The sequence below is a fragment of the Fredinandcohnia onubensis genome (assembly GCF_002734285.1).
GTDB lineage: Bacteria > Bacillota > Bacilli > Bacillales > Bacillaceae_L > Ferdinandcohnia > Ferdinandcohnia onubensis_A.
The window spans coordinates 82,591-102,411 of record NZ_NSEA01000001.1 but is presented as its reverse complement, the minus strand read 5'-3'; the positions used below and the strand labels follow the sequence as shown (position 1 = coordinate 102,411).

At 37.6% G+C, this 19,821-nt stretch carries 17 protein-coding genes; 6 read left to right on the top strand and 11 right to left on the bottom strand.

Annotation, left to right across the window (positions count from 1 at the left end):
• Positions 1-68 precede the first annotated feature (68 nt).
• The 6 genes from CKJ95_RS00455 to CKJ95_RS00430 all read right to left on the bottom strand — a co-directional run bounded on the left by CKJ95_RS00455 (position 69) and on the right by CKJ95_RS00430 (position 6,686).
• Positions 69-776, bottom strand: a complete 708-nt coding sequence (locus CKJ95_RS00455; RefSeq protein ID WP_099351446.1) for a GntR family transcriptional regulator — start codon at positions 774-776, stop codon at positions 69-71.
• A 166-nt stretch (positions 777-942) separates the two neighbouring features.
• Positions 943-1,992, bottom strand: a complete 1,050-nt coding sequence (locus CKJ95_RS00450) for a lactonase family protein (protein WP_099351445.1) — start codon at positions 1,990-1,992, stop codon at positions 943-945.
• A gap of 70 nt (positions 1,993-2,062) precedes the next feature.
• Entirely contained in the window at positions 2,063-2,911 is an 849-nt protein-coding gene (licT, locus tag CKJ95_RS00445; protein ID WP_099351444.1) for a BglG family transcription antiterminator LicT, read from the bottom strand.
• 47 nt (positions 2,912-2,958) lie between these two features.
• Positions 2,959-3,825, bottom strand: a complete 867-nt coding sequence (locus CKJ95_RS00440; protein WP_099351443.1) for a Cof-type HAD-IIB family hydrolase — start codon at positions 3,823-3,825, stop codon at positions 2,959-2,961.
• A gap of 198 nt (positions 3,826-4,023) precedes the next feature.
• A complete protein-coding gene (brnQ, locus tag CKJ95_RS00435; RefSeq protein ID WP_099351442.1) occupies positions 4,024-5,367 on the bottom strand; it encodes a branched-chain amino acid transport system II carrier protein in 1,344 nt (447 codons plus the stop codon).
• A gap of 653 nt (positions 5,368-6,020) precedes the next feature.
• The gene (locus CKJ95_RS00430; RefSeq protein WP_180271376.1) at positions 6,021-6,686 is read right to left on the bottom strand and encodes a phosphatase PAP2 family protein; all 666 of its coding nucleotides are present in this window, start codon (positions 6,684-6,686) and stop codon (positions 6,021-6,023) included.
• Positions 6,687-6,825: 139 nt separating this feature from the next.
• On the opposite strand from CKJ95_RS00430, the gene CKJ95_RS00425 reads away from it, so the two are divergent.
• Positions 6,826-7,527, top strand: coding sequence for a metallophosphoesterase family protein (locus tag CKJ95_RS00425; RefSeq protein WP_099351441.1), 702 nt, complete (start codon positions 6,826-6,828; stop codon positions 7,525-7,527).
• Positions 7,528-7,565: 38 nt separating this feature from the next.
• Here the strand turns inward: CKJ95_RS00425 and CKJ95_RS00420 are convergent, their stop codons facing one another.
• A complete protein-coding gene (locus CKJ95_RS00420) occupies positions 7,566-8,453 on the bottom strand; it encodes a LysR family transcriptional regulator (protein WP_099351440.1) in 888 nt (295 codons plus the stop codon).
• Positions 8,454-8,572: 119 nt separating this feature from the next.
• Between CKJ95_RS00420 and CKJ95_RS00415 the strand changes: the two genes are divergently transcribed.
• Positions 8,573-9,763 carry a coenzyme F420-0:L-glutamate ligase gene (locus tag CKJ95_RS00415; RefSeq protein ID WP_099351439.1) on the top strand — a complete coding sequence of 397 codons (1,191 nt, stop codon included), beginning with the start codon at positions 8,573-8,575 and terminating at the stop codon, positions 9,761-9,763.
• Between the two features lie 177 nt (positions 9,764-9,940).
• Complete coding sequence (locus CKJ95_RS00410; RefSeq protein WP_099351438.1) at positions 9,941-10,801, top strand: mechanosensitive ion channel family protein; 861 nt, start codon at positions 9,941-9,943, stop codon at positions 10,799-10,801.
• Between the two features lie 40 nt (positions 10,802-10,841).
• Here the strand turns inward: CKJ95_RS00410 and CKJ95_RS00405 are convergent, their stop codons facing one another.
• From CKJ95_RS00405 to CKJ95_RS00395, 3 genes are all read right to left on the bottom strand, one after another.
• On the bottom strand, positions 10,842-12,110 hold the full coding sequence (locus CKJ95_RS00405; protein WP_099351437.1) for a cytosine deaminase: 1,269 nt from the start codon (positions 12,108-12,110) through the stop codon (positions 10,842-10,844).
• Entirely contained in the window at positions 12,100-13,359 is a 1,260-nt protein-coding gene (gene codB, locus CKJ95_RS00400) for a cytosine permease (protein ID WP_099351436.1), read from the bottom strand. Before codB ends, CKJ95_RS00405 begins: the two co-directional genes overlap by 11 nt.
• A gap of 324 nt (positions 13,360-13,683) precedes the next feature.
• Entirely contained in the window at positions 13,684-14,421 is a 738-nt protein-coding gene (locus CKJ95_RS00395; RefSeq protein ID WP_099351435.1) for an SDR family NAD(P)-dependent oxidoreductase, read from the bottom strand.
• Positions 14,422-14,618: 197 nt separating this feature from the next.
• Between CKJ95_RS00395 and CKJ95_RS00390 the strand changes: the two genes are divergently transcribed.
• Positions 14,619-15,221, top strand: a complete 603-nt coding sequence (locus CKJ95_RS00390; RefSeq protein ID WP_099351434.1) for a TetR/AcrR family transcriptional regulator — start codon at positions 14,619-14,621, stop codon at positions 15,219-15,221.
• A gap of 35 nt (positions 15,222-15,256) precedes the next feature.
• Here CKJ95_RS00390 and CKJ95_RS00385 read toward each other — a convergent pair whose 3' ends face one another.
• Positions 15,257-15,991 (bottom strand): sulfite exporter TauE/SafE family protein, encoded by a 735-nt coding sequence (locus CKJ95_RS00385; protein ID WP_099351433.1) that lies wholly within the window; start codon positions 15,989-15,991, stop codon positions 15,257-15,259.
• Between the two features lie 185 nt (positions 15,992-16,176).
• Between CKJ95_RS00385 and CKJ95_RS00380 the strand changes: the two genes are divergently transcribed.
• Together CKJ95_RS00380 and CKJ95_RS00375 are read left to right on the top strand one after the other, a co-directional pair.
• The gene (locus tag CKJ95_RS00380; protein ID WP_099351432.1) at positions 16,177-17,085 is read left to right on the top strand and encodes a nuclease-related domain-containing protein; all 909 of its coding nucleotides are present in this window, start codon (positions 16,177-16,179) and stop codon (positions 17,083-17,085) included.
• A 1,099-nt stretch (positions 17,086-18,184) separates the two neighbouring features.
• On the top strand, positions 18,185-19,585 hold the full coding sequence (locus CKJ95_RS00375) for a purine-cytosine permease family protein (RefSeq protein WP_099351431.1): 1,401 nt from the start codon (positions 18,185-18,187) through the stop codon (positions 19,583-19,585).
• Positions 19,586-19,821 lie beyond the last annotated feature (236 nt).

The window sequence follows — 19,821 nt, the reverse complement described above, 5'->3', positions numbered from 1 at the left end:
TGGGTTTTTAGCTAAATTATTCTATTTTTGTTTATTTAATCCCATTCCAAAATCACGAGGAAATGGAACTAAATTAAGATACTTTCTTTCTTAAAATATTCAGGTTGTTCCTTCTTAAATTCATACAAATGAGCAATACCTTTTGTGATATGCTCATTTACAACCTCCTCTGCCGCAACAACATCCTTACATTTAAGTGCATTAAAAATAGCTCTATGTTCATCCAAAACAGTCTCCCAATCCGCAGCCTTGGTTGTGATAAGTCGAAGCATCCGAACCCTCTTATACTGCCCGTTCATTTGGTCGATTCCTTTCCAAATACGGTCCATCCCTAACCCTTTATAAATGAGTTCATGAAATTCATCATCATAAGCTAAAAAGTCCTTTTCATTTTCTTCCCGTAAGGCAATTTCCTGCATGGTTAAGCATTTTTCTAATTTATATAATGAGTCAGGAGTTAGTTTTTCCGTTGCTTCACGAATCACAGCAAGCTCTACAGCTTTCCTCATAAATCTCGATTCCTCAATATGTTTCGGATCGATTAAAGATACAAATGTCCCAATCTGTGGCTTTATATCTATTAATCCTTCTTTTGCAAGCTGCATTAGAGCTTCTCTTATCGGTGTTCTGCTAACACTTAGTTGAGTCCCAATCTCACTTTCTGAAATCGGAGAACCCGGACATAAAGAAAAATCTATAATTTTTTCATTTAGATAGGAGTAGACATATTCTCTTCTTGTACCGCCATCACTTCGTCTAACTTGATTATATTTCATAGCCCAAAACTCCCTTTAACAAATATCACTCGTAAGCGTTTACTTTTACCGGAATGATATAAACTATTATTCTATTATAATCATTTTATACTAAAACGCTTACATAGAATAGACCCGAAATTCAAAAAAAAGGAACCTGGTATATTTTCCAGGCCCTCCTCTATATTTAAGTATGTAAGAACTTCACGCAGACTGGGTATGGTACAGTGATATCTGAATCAATTAGTGTTAATTTTCCCGTTTGTTCGTCCCTCGCATATAACACAAGGTTACTTGATTCCTGGTTGGAGCCCACGATGAATTTTTCTGTTGGATCAAATACAAAGTCACGCGGCCAATCCCCTTTTGACGAAGCCATTTCTACTAATGTTAACTCCCCTGTTGCCTCATTCACTTGGAAAACAGCAATACTGTTGTGTCCACGGTTAGCCGCATATACGAACTTCCCATCTTTTGAAATATGTATAGCGCTACCTTGACTGTTTTCAGTAAAGTCCTCAGGAATGGTTGAAGTATATTGAAGTTCCGTAAAGCTTCCATTGCTACTGTCATAGGCTAAAGCAACCACTTCATTGCTTATTTCTGTCATCAGATATGCATGTTTCCCATTAGGATGGAAAGCAATATGTCTTGGCCCGCTTCCTGGCCGAACCGATAAACTACTTACTTCTTGTAATGATCCATTCTCTACTGCATATGTGATGAGCTTATCAATGCCTAAATCAACCGCCACCACATATCTTTCATCTGGAGTAAATCCTGAAAAATGGGTATGAGGCTTTTCTTGTCTTTCATGTGGCCCCTTACCTTGATGTGCAGCAACCGATTGGGAAGATTCAATTCGTCCCGTTTGACTGTTAACTGAATACAGCTCAATTGTGCCTTTATGATAGTTAGCCGTTAAAACTTGGTTATTTGCCTGATTTACACTGACATGACAAGGTGATGCCCCTTCTGAAACATAATTGTTTACTGGCTTTAAATCGCCTGTTTGGCTATCGATAGAGTAAGCCGCAACTCCACCCGATTCTCCATCTTTTATAACCGAGTAAAGAAAACGATTATCCTGGCTCACTGTTACATATGTAGGATTTCCTAAAGTTGCTGCAAGCTTTACATCCTCTATTTTTTGCTCGTCTGTATCTAAAGTAAACGTATAGACTCCTTTGCTGTCCCCTTTTGTATAAGTACCAACATATCCGGTAAACTTGCCCATTGTTGAACCCCTTTCATAAATTTACTTTTTCGCGTTTCATGCGGTTGCAGTTCTCTTCCAACCTACATGATCACAGATTTTTATGTCGATTTGTGACTCGATGAATATGCACGGTCAAATAAACTTCTTCTTCCTTGGAAATCTTCCAACCAAACTCTGTCTTTAAAAACTTCGAAACCTTCTTCGTACATTTATAAGCTTCTGAATATTTAAGTTTGATCTGCTTATGGAAAAAATCTTCAATGGAATCAGATAATCTTTCCTTGCGCATATACCTCATTCCAAAGAAGCGAAGATGGGTTACAAATCGTTCATAGTTCACTGAAGTCTCATCAAGCTCCATATCAAAGTGATCTTTCACTATGTTTAGTATATCATTTACCATCTGTGCAATCTGAACGGCTGCTCCCATATTTTCTCCTTCGAGTTGCCCATTCACCAAATGTAGAGCAATTGACGCAGCCTCGTCTTCATCAAGCCTGATACCCGTCTCTTTCTCAATAATTTCCAATGCTATTAATGCAACCTGGAATTCTGGTCTATAATATTTTCGAATTTCCCATAGTAGGGCATTCTTCAATTGAATACCCTGTTTATACCTACTAATGGCAAAACTAAGGTGATCTGTTAAAGCAACATATAGGTAATCATCTAGTTTATGAGGTAACTGAGTTTTTGCATATTCTAATATTTTGGAGGAAATGCTTAAATACAGCTCTGATGTATCTTCAAGTAACTTGGCAAGCTTTTCGGTAATCCCATGCTTTTGTAAGATGAATGTTTTCTCAATTTTAGAAGCATCAATAGTATCTCCAGACTTTCGTTGAAAAGCTAAGCCCTTGCCCATGACCACTATTTCTTGATCCAGTTCATTTCTACACATCACAACATTGTTATTTAAAACCTTTTCGATTTTCATGCATCCACCCCGTGCCCAAATAGATTCCCTACATATGCCTGTAAATTTTAATAATAATACTCTTTTAGCATCTCTTCTATTGCGAAAGCTACCCCATCTTCTTCATTTGTTTTTGTATGAAATTTACAGATGTCTACTATTTCTTTATCGGCATTCCCCATGGCAACACCACGACCTGCCATTTCGAGCATACTTTTATCGTTTAGGTTATCTCCCATTGACATGACATCCTTCATTTCAATCCCCATGCTTTTTGCTAAATCTGCAAGGGCTAAGCCCTTAATAGCTTCTGGATGGTTAAACTCCAGATTTAAGTAACCAGAAGAAGTGATTACCACTCCGGTCTCGTCTTTTAGCTCATTATACACCTGCTGATGTCTTTCCTCATCGTCCGCAAAGCTTAAAAGTTTATAAATTTTCAGATCATCGATGGCCTCTAATTGTTCATAACCTTCAATAAACTGAACACTCTCATTTTGGAAACGCATTTCAATTTTTTGATTAATTTCTTCATCTGTAAAATTTGGATTGACTGTTTTCCACCATCTAGTCATCCGTTCAATAAACCTCTCTCTTCCAAAAGAAAACAAGCCCTTGTTGGTAAAGAACTCCGTATACATTTCACCATTATGGCATGCTGTGTATACTTTTTTACAAACCGATTTATTCATTGGAATATCACGCAAAACGTTCCCGTTTATATCAAAAGAACTAGCGCCGTTCAAGGTAATAATTGGGCAAGTAATCCCTACTTCTTCAAGAGGCATGTTAGCAGCATCATAAGACCTTCCTGTTACAACAACAAACTTTACCCCTTTATCCATTGCCTTTTGAATCGCGCGTACATTTGCCTCACTTACTTTATGATTATCGTTTAATAGAGTCCCATCTAAATCTGAAGCAATCAATTTCATCCCAAATCCCTCTTTCGTATAAAATGAAAAAACCTAAATAAACTGTCCCCTAAAACAGAAACACCTTACTTAGGTTTTGCCTGCTTTACCAGTAACAATCCTACTTTCTATTATAACAAGATATATATTTAACACAAAGCTAAGCTACTTACATAAAAAAGGCTACTTACAACTTTATGTTATAAGTAGCCTTTCCTGTTATTCTTTAATTGGCTCCGGGTTAAGAGCACCATGTTTAATGATACTAATTAAATAGCCAATTACACCACCGACTATTGCTGGTACAATCCAGCCCAATCCTACTGAGTATAATGGAAGAACTGATGCTAAAAAGTCATTTAAAGCAGCAATTTTTACACCTGCTGCATTTAATCCATCATTAACACTTAGGATCAATGTAACTAAAATACTGACTTGGTATACTTCCTTACGTCCCTTGAATAGTGGGTGTAAGAATGTCAATGCCATCAAGCAAATTGCTAATGGATATAGAGCAACTAAAACTGGTATAGAAAAACTGATAATTGTATTTAAACCGAAATTTGAAATCACAGCACTAAATAATGTAAAGATAACGGCCCACTTCTTATAAGAAAGAGCTGGAATTAATTTTGTGAAATAAGACGCACAAGATGTAATAAGTCCAATACTTGTTGTTAAACATGCTGCGATAACAATCACTGCAAGAATAACTTTACCATACCAACCAAAGAAGTGTAGAGAAGCAGCAGATAGTATTGATCCACCATTATCTAAGAATCCAAGCCCTTCAACACTTGTTGCACCTAAGAATGCAAGTGAAGAATAGATAACTGCTAGTAAAACCCCTGCTACTAATGCAACTTTACCTGTTGAAATCATGATTTCTTTTTTTGAAGTTGCTCCACGTTGCTTCATGATGTTGATAATGATAATACCAAATACAAACGCTGCAAGTGCATCCATTGTGTTATAACCTTCTTGGAAACCTTTAAAGAAGCTATTTGACATATAGGTTTCTGTTGGCTCTTGAATCGCACCAATCGGATTCACGAATGCCGCTATAATAAGAATAGCAATTACGATTAATAGTATCGGTGTTAACATTTTCCCAACAATATCAACAATCTTACTAGACTTTAAAGAAAAGAATAATGTTACCCCAAAGAACACAATTGTAAATAGAAATAACGGAAGATAGCTCGTTTGATTTTCTAAGAATGGAACGATCCCAATTTCATAAGCAACTGTATTCGTTCTTGGAATTGCAAAAAAAGGACCGATTGTTAAATATAATGCAACAGTAAAGAAAATACCATATATAGGATTAACTCGTCCCGCTAAAGACTCCAAATCACTTTTACCTGAGAATGCTAATGCTAGTATACAAAGAACAGGTAACCCTACTCCTGTAATGATGAAACCAAGATTCGCTGTAAAGACATTGTCTCCAGCTAACTGACCTAATTGTACCGGGAAGATTAAATTCCCTGCTCCAAAGAATAATGCAAACAACATAAACCCGACTGCAATTACATTGCTAAATGAATCTCTCGATGACATATCTATTCCTCCTAAAACACTCTAGACACTTAATTCTCCGAATACATCTAGAGCATAAAAAATTATACTAGTAAACTCACTTGCTTACAAACATCAACTTGATAGGAACTAATATATCACACAAAATATCCAAAAGCAACACTTTTCAGAAAATAAAATTATATCAAAATACTTTAAATAATAAATGTAAGTTCTGGTATTTAGTTCCATCGTACTAGTTTAATCTATCTATTGGTCCGTATAAACTATTTTAATATCATTTGACTTGGACAAGAACCACAAAAGATATTGATAAAAATATTATTTGTAAATTTGGTTCATTTCATAACGTGCAGTCCTTGTTTATTGACTAAGTATCTTGTACTTATTAGTGAGGCTGACTTGATTAGTTAACCCAACGCAAAAAGGGACCATTTAATTCGCATCCTGAATTAAATGGTCCCTTTTTAATAATACACTTTAAAATAAAGCATTTTAACGTGTTACTCCACTACAGTATCGGCCCCACCTTCGCCAAATACCATGATGACCACACATGTCATCCACCTGACTTCATTATAATTGATAGCGCTTTCATTTTCAATTAAAACCTTTCCCTAAGATTCGACAATTGAAAAGTGTAGGGAATGGTTAGAATCATCCTCCATCCGGTATCAACCCGTTTGTAGTCTCGTGTCCTTGACGGCTTGTCTATCTTTGAACCACTGAAAAGTCCATATTGAAAATCCAAGCCATGTAGCACTTGCAAAATATCCACCTATTATATCAGTTGGATAATGAACTCCCAAATATATTCTGCTGATCCCAATCCCTACTATCATAATTCCACTAAATATGAGAAGTACTGTTCTCCCCCACACTACTGGAATATGGCGCCATAACAAGAATGTGAAAATACCGAAAAATGTGAAAGCATTCATCGCATGACCACTCGGAAAGCTATAACCAGAGATTTCGACTAATCTGTGGAAATCTGGTCTTGCCCTTTCAAATAGTCCTTTTAGTAAGATGTTCAAGATTGGAGAACCGACCATCACTCCTATAAACAAAACCAACTCATGACGATGCTTCAAAACTTTATAGAGGAAATACAAAATAATAAGGGATAAAACAATGACGACTGGTGCAGATCCGATAAACGAAAGGAACTTCATTAGCAAAGTTAATCCCACTGATTCCATCCCCTGAACCAAACCTATCACTTGACTATCAAAATACAGCACATCATGGATATGAACAAAATAGGCAAGAATCCCAAACACAATAATTGATGAAAGACAAAAAATAACTGCAACTGATAACGGTTTTCTTATGTTCATTAGCGCCACACTCTTTCCAGTTTGATCGCTTTTAGTATCTTTTCACCTTGAAAAATTTATACGAAATGGGTATTCCTCACTAAGACGTAGGGTGTGCTAAAATAGAAGAACCTATTATTGTAAAAAGGTTGTGTGTTGAGTGAGACGAATGCTTGCGATAAGTGATATTCATGGTGATTTAGATAAATTTGAACGGCTGTTGGAACTAGTAAACTACAATGATCAGGAAGACCAACTTTTGTTGTTGGGAGATTATGTTGATCGAGGACCACACTCAAGGGCTGTTTTAGATAGAGTAATTGAATTACGCGAAAAAGGAGCAATTGCGTTGATAGGTAATCATGAAAAGATGATGATGGAAGCCTTCCGCGCTGATTCAATGAGTGTCAAACGATGGTTTTACAATGGCGGGATTAAAACCTTACAAAACTACGGCTATCAGATTGAAAAGGATGATGCAAAATATTGGTACACGACGGAGGAGATGCCTAATCTTCTTCAAATAAACAAAGAAATCCACCCACATTTAGAAATTTTAAAGGAGTTTCCATACTACTATGAAACAGAAACTCATATTTTTGTTCATGCAGGGGTTCATCCTGAAACACCATTAGAATCAACTGACCCCCATTTATTAGTCTGGATTCGCGAGGAATTTCACAATGGCTACACCGGTCATAAGACCGTTGTTTTTGGTCATACACCAACCAAATATCTACATAAGAGTAATGAAGTTTATTTTGGAGAAAATAACATCATTGGTATTGATGGTGGCTGTGCATACGGAGGAAGGCTTTACTGCCTTGATGCTACCAATTCCCAGATTTATTATGTGGATTAGGTAGATTAGGGACGGTTCTTTGGGAACCATCCCTTTCATCACCCATCCTTTTTAATAATCTCAACAAATTTTGTTGATGCTGGTGATAATGGAACATTTTTAACGTAACAGATTCCAATGCTCCGTTTTGGGATCTGCTCTTTAAGCTTTACCTCATGTAGGATGCCACTTTTTAAATATTCTTGCGAAAATTCTCTCGTGACACAAGCAATACCTAGATTTATTTTAGCAAACTCCAATAATAAATCATGGGAACCGAGTTCAAACTCGGGCGAAATCCTTAATCCTTTTGACAATAAATATTCCTCGACATATTTTCGCGAAATGGATTTTGGTTCCAAAAATATTAACGGATACTCTACTAAGTCGGATACATTTACGGTTTTATGTAGAAGTTCTTTAAAGTTTTTTCCGCACACAAAAATATCATGAATATCCATACATGGTATTTGTGCTAGGGTAGGGTCACTAACCGGAAAGTTACAAATCGCGAGATCAACCTCACCCAACTTCAATAAGGAAATAAGTTCCTGGGTTGTCCCATTTTCAATTTTAAACTTTATATTGGGATATTCCGTATGAAAGGTTTCTAAAAATGCGAGCAAAAAATATTTCGATATTGTATCACCCACACCTATTCTTAATTCCCCTTTTGTTAGATTCTTAAATTCCAAAATCATTTCCTCACCAACATTGATGAGATTCATTGCCGAATGAACATATTCAAATAGAAGATTTCCCTCATCTGTCAAAGTAACCCCTTTAGGTGTACGGTTAAACAGTCTTATATCCAATTCTCTTTCTAGCTGCATCATCGCTTGACTAACTGCAGGCTGTGTCATAAATAGGTCCTTGGCAGCCTTGGAAAAGCTCCCATTCTTAGCGACCACACTAAAAACCTTATATAAATCTAATTTACCTACCATATTAATACTCCTTATACCCATTATTAGATATATTAATTTTACTTATATCACATGATAGATGTATAGTACTAGTAGATAATATTTACATAAAAACTTATCAGCATGTAGGAGTGATTGTTTTGGAAAGAGTAGTTGGAACAGTTGTAAGGGGTTTACGTGGCCCAATCATCAATACAGGTGACAGCATCGAGCAAATCGTTGTTGATACTGTATTAACCGCTTCTGAGGTGGAAGGCTTTACGATTCAAGATAAAGATATCATAACGATCACAGAATCTATTGTCGCTCGTGCTCAAGGAAACTATGCGACAATCGACCATATTGCAAAGGATGTACAATCAAAATTTGGTGATGACACAATCGGTGTTATTTTTCCAATCCTAAGCCGTAACCGTTTTGCAATCAATCTTCGTGGAATTGCAAAGGGCGCGAAGAAAATCGTCCTTATGTTAAGCTATCCATCTGATGAAGTAGGTAACCACCTAGTGGATCTTGATTTACTTGATGAAAAAGGCGTGAATCCTTGGACGGATGTGTTAACAGAGCAACAGTTCCGTGAACTATTCGGACATAATAAACACACTTTTACAGGTGTAGATTACATTGATTATTATAAATCGCTGGTTGAGGAATACGGCGTTGAATGTGAAGTCATCTTCTCAAATAACCCAAGAACGATCCTAGACTATACAAAGAGCGTGCTAACTTGTGACATTCACACAAGATTCCGTACAAAGAAAATTTTAAAGGCAAACGGCGGAGAAAAAATTTATAGCCTTGATAATATTCTTTCAGAATCAATCGACGGCAGTGGCTATAATGAAAACTATGGTTTACTTGGTTCTAACAAAGCAACTGAGGAAAGTGTGAAGCTCTTCCCTCGTAATTGCCAACCAGTTGTAGATCAAATCCAGGAAATCATCAAAGAGAAAACTGGTAAAATGGTAGAGGTTATGATTTACGGTGACGGTGCATTTAAAGACCCTGTAGGACAAATTTGGGAGCTTGCTGACCCAGTTGTTTCACCTGCCTACACAGCTGGCCTTGAAGGTACACCAAATGAGGTTAAATTAAAATATCTTGCTGATAATAATTTTGCTGATTTAAAAGGTGAAGAACTTAAAAAGGCAATCTCTGAGTTCATTAAAAATAAAGAAGGAGACCTTGTCGGACAAATGGAAGCACAAGGTACAACACCTAGAAGACTAACTGACCTGATTGGCTCTCTATCTGATTTAACATCAGGAAGCGGAGACAAAGGTACCCCGTTCATCTATATCCAAGGTTACTTTGATAACTATACAAAATAAGGACTACCAAATCCCCTGTACTCAAACAGGGGATTTTTTCTTCTGAAATGTGTTTCCTTATTGTGATTTGTGGTATTCTCTTACTAAACAAAAATAAGTACCATGGGGACGGTTCTCCTGGTTCGTAAACCAAGAGAACCGTCCCTGTGGTTCATGACACAAGGAAGGATGATATTTTTGTTTGATTTTCTCGATATCAATTGGGAGGCTCTACTCCTGAATACCGGTATCATCATTTTAAAATTAATCGGGGTCTTTATTGCATTTTTCATTGTAAAAAAGATTGGAAACAAAGTGATTGACCGAACCTTTACGAAATTACAGGATAAACAAAACATTACCTTAGGGCGCGCTCATACGCTTCAAAGGCTTATGGAGAATATACTTTCATATGCATTAATCTTTATGTTAGTTGCGTCCATTTTTGGCATTTTTAATATTCCTGTTGCAAGCCTGATCGCCGGTGCTGGGATTGTTGGACTAGCGGTTGGTTTTGGTGCACAAGGTCTGGTAAGTGACGTTGTGACAGGCTTTTTCTTGTTATTAGAAAAGCAAATTGATGTTAACGATTATGTCACCATCGGAGCTATTGATGGCGTTGTAGAGGCAGTGGGTTTACGAACCACACAAATTCGCGGCTTTGATGGAACCTTACATTATATTCCGAATCGCGACATTACAAGTGTAAGTAACCATTCCCGCGGAAATATGCGTGCCCTTGTAGATATCGGAATTGCCTATGGGGAAGACATTGATAAAGCCATAACCGTGATGCAAGAAGTCTGTAACCAAGTGGCTGCCGAAAATCCTATGATCGTTGAAGGTCCGAATGTCATCGGAGTTCAAGCACTTGGAGTATCAGATGTGGTTCTACGTGTTATTGCCAAGACAGAAAATGGGGAACATTGGGGAGTCGAGCGTCAGCTTCGAAAAGCCATTAAAGAGGCCTTTGACGAAAATGGAATTGAAATACCATTTCCTCATCAAGTTACAATCCATAAAAATGATGATAGTCCGCAAAAAATGGGACAAGCATAATTCAAAAGGGGCATCCAGTCGGTGGATGCCCCTTCTCATTTCATCGATTAAAATCTACTGCTTCTGTTTGATCCAATGTAATCATTGTTTCACTTGGCTTTGTTTCTGCAATGATTTTTCCATTTCTAAATGAGTAGCGAACTTTCGCTTGTTTACGGATTGTTTCATATTCATTTTCTGCTGACATGACGATGAAGTTTGCCGGCTTTCCTTCTTCAATTCCGTAGCGATCTTCAATGTGCAGTGTCTTAGCACTGTTTGTCGTAATCAAATCAATGGAATTCACAATTTGCTCATAGCCCATCAATTGTGAAGCGTGGATTCCCATATGAAGAACCTGTAGCATATTGCCCGTTCCTAGTGGATACCATGGGTCAAAAATATCATCATGGCCAAAACTCACGTTTAGTCCTGCTTCTAGTAGTTCTTTAACACGAGTAAGACCTCTACGTTTTGGATACGTATCAAATCGACCTTGTAAGTGAATATTCACAAGTGGATTTGACACAAAGTTAATATTAGAAAGCTTTAGTAATCGGAAAAGCTTGTACGTATACGCATCATTGTATGAACCCATCGCTGTCGTGTGGCTTGTTGTTGTACGAGTACCAATTCCGCGCTCATAGGCTTCCTTTGCTACAACTTCAACAAATCTTGATTGTTCATCATCAATTTCGTCACAATGGATATCAACTAATCGATCATACTTTTCTGCTAAATCAAAGGCGATCTTCATTGACTCGACACCATATTCACGGGTGAATTCAAAGTGAGGAATACCACCAACGACATCCGCACCCATTTTCATTGCTTCTTCAAGCAATTCCACTCCATTCGGATAAGATAAAATTCCTTCCTGAGGAAAGGCAACAAGCTGAATATCTACATAATCTTTCATTTCCTCTTTTACCTCAAGCATTGCCTTCAATGCTGTTAGGCTAGGGTCTGTAACATCAACATGCGTACGAACATGCCCAATCCCTTGAGCAATTTGCCATTTTAGTGCTGTTTTCGAACGTGTTTTTACATCCTTAAGGGTTAAGGATTCTTTACGCTGTGACCAGCGCTGGATCCCCTCAAATAAAGTTCCGCTTTGATTCCACTCAGGTTCGCCTGCCGTTAATGTTGTATCTAAATGGATATGTGGCTCAATAAAAGGTGGCAAAACAAGTGAGCCATCTGCGTCGATTACTTCTTCATTTGCCTCTATTTCGCCTAGTTCTTGAGTAATTTTTTCAAACTGACCTTCTTTGATAACGAGATGCCAGAGACCTTCTTTTCCTCGTAAGGTTGCATTTTTAATAATCAACTGAAATCACCTTTGCTTCTTTAATTTTTTTTATGTCCGCTACTTTCATGAATACGAAGTAAATAACCACTGTTCCTAGTAGTGCATTTAGTGGTGTAATCCCTGGTGCTACTTGCGCAAAGGCTACACCTACGCCCCACGCCGCAATTGAAACCCAGTTTACTGATTTAAACGTCATTTCTTCAAAAGCTTTATATTCTCTTCGCTTTACAAAGAAATAGTCTGTAATAATGATGGCACCGATTGAAGGAATCGCAGCTCCAAGAAGTGTTAGGAATCCTACAAAATTGTTGTACATCCACATCGCTAGTATGGTTCCAACTAGTCCATTTACAACTACGAATACTTTTTTAGGAATCTTGGTGATGTTTGCGAATCCTAAGCCTGAAGCATACAGGGCATTGTCATTTGTTGTCCAAATATTTAACCCGAGTACAATAATAGCTGGAATCATTAATCCCTGTAGAAACATTACTTCAGAAATATCTGCTAAACCATAAGACATCGATCCAATTGCTCCGAAAAAGAACATTAATGAGTTTCCTAAGAAAAAGGCAATCACTGTTGCTATTACTGCTGAGCGTGATGTTTTGGCAAAACGTGCAAAGTCTGGTGTTAACGTTCCTGCGCTAATAAATGAACCGATGCAAATCGTAAGTGCTGCTGATAGTGTGATGGATACGCTTGGTTTATACTCCATTAGAGCCGCTATTCCACCTAAGGACTCGGTTGCCTCAACTGCTGAGTAGCTACCAAGAATTGCAATTGCTGGTACTGCTACAAATCCTAAAATAACCAGTGCTTTCATGCCAAAAATTGAAGTTGCTGTCATTGCAAGCCCAAAGATGAATATTAAGGCGTACACATTCCAGTCCATTGCATTTGCAACTGGAACTGCGAACATCGCTACACCTACTCCGAACCAACCAACTTGGGTAAATCCTAGTAAAAAGGATGGTAGATAGGATCCCTTATCACCAAATGCATACTTTGCCAAAAGGTGTGTCGATAATCCTGTCTTCGATGCGATATAAGCGAGGGTTCCTGTAAAGATTCCTAAAGCTAGATTTCCTGCTAACACGATTATGATAAACTCTGAAAAAGTTAAGCCCATCCCAATTTCCCCACCAGCTAGCATACTTGCTGAGAAGAACGTTAGGCCTAGCATTACGGATAATGTCTTCCAAAAACCGTTTCGATTAGATTGTGGAACTGCTTGCCATGAGAACTCTGAATCCATTTTTTTCATAATTGATTCCTCCTGTATGATCATTTCTGATACCAGAAGCAAGCAGAAAAAAAAGAGGCTAATTACCAGGTATCCTGACAATTAGCCTCTTCATCTATTAAAAGAGCACAGGGAAAGTTTATACACGTATCCCCACGTCTTTTAATAAAATCCCGCCGTCCTTGTCAGCCTCTCTGGACTGAATTAAAGGTACCAGTTATTAAATTAATGTTATTATTGCAGAAAATCTCCATATCGTCAACAACTATATTTAAAATGTTAGACTAGAATACTATTTCCCCGAAAATATAAAAGCCCATCACCTTAAGGTGATGAGCAAATTTATTATTGAGCCGTATAACCGCCATCGACGATTAAGCTATTTCCTGTCATGAATGTAGAATCATCACTAGCAAGGAATAATACAGCTTTAGCCATTTCTTCTGCTTGTCCAAGACGCTTCATTGGAGTCATGCCACGTAATACTTCTTTGCTTTCTTCAGGAATAATTGGAGTATCAATGAAACCTGGGCAAAGAGCATTTACACGAATATTTTGTTCTGCATACTCAAGTGCTAATGAGCGAGTTAAGTTCACTACGCCACCTTTTGCTGCATTATAGGCTGCTGAACCTGGTGATCCCACCCAGCCATACATAGATGCAGTGTTTACGATTACTCCACCATCCGCTTTTAAGAATTCACGGATCGCCTCGCGTGCTACTAAGAAAACACCATCTAAGTCAACATTAACCGTATTTCTCCACTCAGAATATTCTAATTCATGTGATGGTTGAACTCGTCCAATACCAGCATTATTGAAAACAATATCCACTTTACCGAATGCTTCAACTGTTTGTTTATAGATATTTGCTACTTCTTCTTCACTTGTAATGTTTGCTTTTACAAATAAAGCTTCTGCATTTAGCACTTTCAATTCTTCCTCAAAAGCTTTTCCCTTTTCTTCATTTAAATCAACAAGAACAACCTTTGCGCCTTCTTCAACAAATAAACGAGCTGTTGCTGCTCCAATTCCTGAAGCTCCCCCAGTTATAATAGCCACTTTATCTTGTAATTTTCCCATTATAAAGTCCCCCTTATTGTATAATATGGATAGCATTACCCTATAGTAGAGTAATATTTACTCCAATAGAATTTGTCACCATTTGGTCACAATTCTATTTTACTATCTTGACTAGACTTAACAATCATCAAAGAAATTCAAAATGTCTAAATAATAGACATTTCCAATAAAACTGTCTATTTTACGGAGGTTTTTTTATGAATGATGAATTGGACCTCATATCTAAACGACGAAATCGAACCCAGGAACACTTAAAACATGCCCTAATTGACCTTATCAAAGAAAAAGGGTATCATACCGTTTCTGTAAAAGACATTGTAGATAAGGCTTTCTATAATCGCAGCACCTTCTATGTTCACTACCATGACAAAATTGATTTAGCTGAAGACTTGCTAGATTCCATGATGGTAGGATTATGGAATTCGGTTGGAAAACACCATCTTCCTGGACAAAAGGTGTATACATCTAAAATTGGCAAGCCTTCTTTTAATATCGTTTCCTATATTTATGAGCATCGAGACTTTTTTGAACTCATAAAATTTGACGACACTCTACCAGGGCTACATACAAGTTTCCCTCAAACCATTTTAAAAATTTATCAAGAAAAATTTATATTTGAAACAATCAACAATATCCCGGTCAACATGGACTATTTTAAACGCTATACAGCCTATGGCTTTTACGGGCTTATCCAAAATTGGATTACGAGCGGCTTTAAAGAGTCCCAAGAGGAATTTATTGAGGAAGTCATTGAATTAACAAAAACGCATATCTATTCGTTTAAATACACAGGAAACTAAAAAAATCTGGACTGATAGTGAGTCCAGATTTTTATTTAAAGAACATTCTCAGTTACAATTTGAAAAATAAGAAGTACCGTTACAACCCTTAAAATCGGCTTTACATATTGAGGCTTTAATTTCTGCGCAATACGCACCCCAATTTGTGCTCCTGTAAAAGAACCAAGTAACAAGGCAATGGCAACCGGCCAAATCATCTTACCAGTCGCAATATAGGTCATCGCAGCTCCAAAACAACTAGAAAATGTCGCAAGGCGGACCAATCCGACGGCACGAATGTATGCAATATTTAAATGATTATATAGATAAAGCATTAGAGTCCCTTGACCAGGTCCAAACAGCCCATCATAAATGCCAATACTATATAGCCCAGGTGCACTAATTTTATTGAACTTCAATGGCTCATTTCCGGTAAAATCTCCTTTTCCCACAAAAGAAACAATAAAGGCGAATAGTAGCAGGACAATTGCCACAATATACATGTTTTCAGCTGAAATCCGTGAAGCGATAAGGCCCCCGCTTATCCCACCAGAAAGACTAACCGGTATAATCCAAATTGATTCTTTTAAAGACAGCTCCTTCTTCCGTAGCAAGTAGAAGAAACTCGAGAACGAACTAATTGTATTAGAAACCTTATTTGCTCCAATTGCCGAATGAACAGGAACACCTAAAAGCAACATCGAGGGCAAACTGATTAATCCCCCACCACCAGCCAGTGTCCCCAAAGTCGTCGCACAAACCCCAATGAAAAACAGAATAATATATTCCATTCATTACCACCCCTTGTACCTTAAGTATAGTAGCAAAAGAGTGATTAAGAAATTTAATCTTTATTATAGAAATGGATAAGTATTTCCTATGGAGTACCGGACACAAAATGTTAACAGAATATTTACACTCCAATACTTGTTTTTCTATTAAAATAGGGATGAATAAATAGAAAGGAAGTGGAAGTTTGTTACTTAAAGCGCGAACTGAATCAGAGGAATTGTTAGCTCTACGTTCATTAGATACTCGAATGGAGTTAACGCCAAAAGAAAAATTTCACTATCAAAATCTTGAAAGAGGCTATGAAGGAGAGGTGAGATTTGATTCCATGTTACAGGATCTCTGTGAAGAAAGATACATAATCAATGACCTATTACTAGAAGTGAACAACTCCTTTTTTCAAATTGATACGTTGCTTATATCACAGGGCATCATTCATTTGCTAGATATAAAAAACTTTCAAGGAGATTGTTACCTTAAATCAGACAATCTTTATTCAGTTACAACTGGCCGTGAATATAAAAACCCCATAAATCAAATAAACAGAAGTGCTTCTTTATTCCGCCAATTACTCCAAAATCTCAATCAACAATACCTAGTGGATGCCTCTATTATTTTTATCAATCCCGAGTTCACATTATACCAAGCACCTCTTGAACAGCCATTTATTTTACCAACTCAAGTAAATCGATTTTTGAGAGATATAAATAAGGGATCCTCTCAGTTAAATGACGGACATAAAAAAATTGCCCAAAAACTAATGGATTTACATCAGTCAAAGAACCCCTTCACAAAGTTACCATCTTATACTTATGAAAAAGTTAAAAAAGGAATATTTTGCAGGAACTGTAAGTCCTTTCATATTACAATAAAGCACCATAACCTTGTTTGTAATAACTGTGGAGAGCTGGAAAAAATAGACCAAGCTATTTTGCGAAATGTGAAGGAATTCAGTTTGCTTTTTCCTAATCAAAAAATTACAACTCAAGCCATTTATGACTGGTGTAAACTTGACTTATGCAAACGCACATATTTGAGAGTCCTAAAGGCAAACTTTAATTCTATTGGTAACACAAAGAATACGTACTATGAATAAGAATTAGTAATGTATGATACAACCTCATCTGGCTATTTCGATGGGGTTTTTGTTGTTGGTGAATTTTTTTGGGGTGGTCCTTCTTGGGGCTCTTATTTTTTGCATTGAGGCTAGTATTTAGACTCTGGTTATCTCGTTTTCTCTTTCATTGTCTGAATCACACCCGGATTCCGACTCATCTTTGCGACCTTGTCTTTCCTTCTGTCCAAATCAGGCTTGCTTTCTGACTCCGGTACTCTCTTTTTCTACTACCTTGTCCGAATCACACCTTCATTCTGACTCATCTCTGCGACCTTCTGCATCCTTCTGTCAAAATCAGGCTTGCTTTCTGACTCTGGTACTCTCTTTTTCTACTACCTTGTCCGAATCACACCTTTATTCTGACTCATCTCTGCGACCTTGCCTATCCATCTGTCCAATTCAAGCTTGCTTTCTGACTCCGGTACTCTCTTTTTCTACTTCCTTGTCCGAATCACACCCTCATTCTGACTCATCTTTGCACCTTTGCCTTTCCTTCTGTCAAAAACAGGCTTGCTTTCTGACTCCGGTACTCTCTTTTTCTACTACCTTGTCCGAATCACACCTTTATTCTGACTCATCTCTGCGACCTTGCCTATCCATCTGTCCAAATCAAGCTCGTTTTCTGACTCTGGTAATCTGGTTTTCGCTTTCTTTGTCTGAATCACACCTTGATTTTGACTCTGTCTCCCCCTTCTCCTCTTTCTTTGTCCGAATCACACCCGGATTCCGACTCATCTTTGCCCCTTATCGTAACTATTTGAATGAACAAAAGACCAAAAATCCGAAAGTTTATAAATCGAAATTAGTAAATAAATCAAACCAATCTATATAATACGCACATTCATTAGCATTCCGGATGTATACTTCGGTATTTGGGGCAAATTCTAAGATAGACCCGGATTATGTAACCTAGACATGTTGTAAATAGGTTTTATCACGAAATATGCTGTTTTATCGCATTTGCAACCTTGTATACACCATTGTTACAATTATTATTGGTTAAGCAGACTGTACGTCCTTATTTATTTACCAAGAAACATAAATGTGAAAACATTCACATAAAAAGGGAGTTGATAAGATGGGATCTAATATCCAACCGGAGCAAAATCGCAACGAAGCGTTGAGTGATGACTATTCCTTGGATAGAGTACCTCTTAACAAAAGAAACATGAGTTGGTTAAGTATAACGAATATTACATTCGGAATTGCAACGGCTATATTTTATTTTCAAATGGGAAGTGTAATGGCACTTCAATTTGGTGCTATTAACGCCATCATTTCCGCTATATATGCGATTATCGTTGCCGGTATTCTTGGAACATTCATTGCGTACCTATCTGCAAAGTCAGGTATGAACGTAAATTTATTATCAAGGGGTGGCGGGTTCGGCTATATAGGCGCATCATTAACCTCCATTATTTATGCCACAAATTTCATCATGTATTGTGCACTTGAAGGTTTAATCTTAGTTTCCGCAGTCCATGAATTCTTACCTATTATTCCAGAATGGGCTTTAATTCTTTTCTTCGGCACCATTGTCATTCCATTAAACTGGTTTGGTATTAAGCAGTTGGATAAATTGCAAAAATGGTCATTGCCATTGTTCGGTGTCTTTTTAGTTGCGGCAATCGTAGTGGCAGCTTTCAAGCCATCTGTTTACGATGGAACTTTCTGGTCCTATATGCCAGAAAATGTTCAAGTTGGAGGAACCGCTCTATTGCTTTGTATTGGCATGCAGCACGGGATTATGGGATTAACTCCACTACTCGCATCCGATTATGCACGATTCCTTAAACCAAAGGACACGAAAATTGGAGTATTTGCAATCGGGTTTGTCCCGCAAATCTTCTGTTTTGGTGTAATGGGAGGTTTAGGTATTTGGTTTGGTGTTCGTCTAGGTGAACCAAATCCTGGTGTGTATATCGTAATGCTGCTAGGAATGTGGGGAGCGTTGTTTACGATGATTACCCAAGTAAGAATTAACGTCACTAATATCTATAGTGGTTCACTATCTCTTTCAAACTTCTTCGAAAACATGTTTAACTTTAAACCCGGAAGACGCTTTTGGGTAGTTGTTACCGGAGTATCTGCCATCTTCTTAATGCTTACCGATATTGTCAATCATCTTGGCACAGTCTTGACCTTCCAAGGAGTCTTCTTATTATCTTGGGCAGCTATTTTAGTTACAGATGCTGTCTTTGTTAAGAGGTTATTAAAAATTGGCCCTGGATATTACGAGGCGAGACAAGAGAACTTGTATAAATGGAATCCCGTCGGTGTTGCCGCTTTATTAATTTCAAGTGCCCTCGGTACAGTGGCCGCACTTGGATTTATGGGAACCTTTTTACAAAGTACAGCAGCATTTTTTGCGGCAATCCTTGCTTCTATCCTAACCATCATTTTAGCCGTTGCCACAAAAGGAAAATATTATATAAAAAAAGAAGCAACAGATATCAAAAAAGAAGAGTACGTCGCTTAACGTGTTAACCCTCTACATACTTAAAAAATGTAGAGGGTTTTTTTATAACCGTAGAAGAGTAACTGGGTTATGGGCGGTGCCCTCACTTGGCACCGGCAGTAGTTCCCTAAGTACCTAATCGCAATAATGTATTTGCTCAGGGCATAGCCAAGACCTTATCCATATTTGGCAATGCCCATAAAAACCGAAAACCAAGTCCAACTCAAATTGAGTTTCTCAGTTATTGAAACCTCCCC